Origin of the sequence: Paenibacillus sp. 1-18 (assembly GCF_000520755.1) — a bacterium.
In the GTDB taxonomy this organism is placed as follows: Bacteria; Bacillota; Bacilli; order Paenibacillales; family Paenibacillaceae; genus Paenibacillus; species Paenibacillus brasilensis.
Map to the genome: position 1 here is coordinate 1 of NZ_ASSB01000255.1, position 445 is coordinate 445.

Sequence of the window (445 nt, forward strand, 5' to 3'; positions counted from 1 at the left end):
GATGACATACGCCATGTCCCGAGGTCCGGCGACCGGCGCCAGATTCGAGTCGTCCTGAACATACGCCTGCGCCTCGTCCAGCTTCAAAATCTGGCCCTCGAAGCGGATGCGATCCTGCAAATGACTTTGCAGCAGGAGCAGCTTCGCCCCCGAATCCTCCAGCATGTAGCGAATACGCTCTTCCGGGTAGTCCGGATCAATTGGCACGTAAGCTCCGCCAGCTTTTAATATGGCGAACATACCCACCATCATGTCCAGTGAACGCTCAGCCATCAAGCCGACGCGTTGATCCGCCTGTACGCCCTGATTCCGCAGCGTGCGGGCCAAACGGTTTGCCCGCTCGTTCAGTTCGCGGTACGTGAGTCGGCTTTCCCCGAACACAATCGCCGTATGCTCCGGCGTCCGCTCTGCTTGCTCCTCGAACATCTGATGGATCGTTTTATCC

Annotated in this window: 1 protein-coding gene; it reads right to left on the bottom strand. The window is 58.2% G+C overall.

The features are described 5' to 3' along the window. The coding region (locus tag L693_RS28210) for an AMP-binding protein (protein WP_155983855.1) at positions 1–445 on the bottom strand (445 nt) is incomplete at both ends.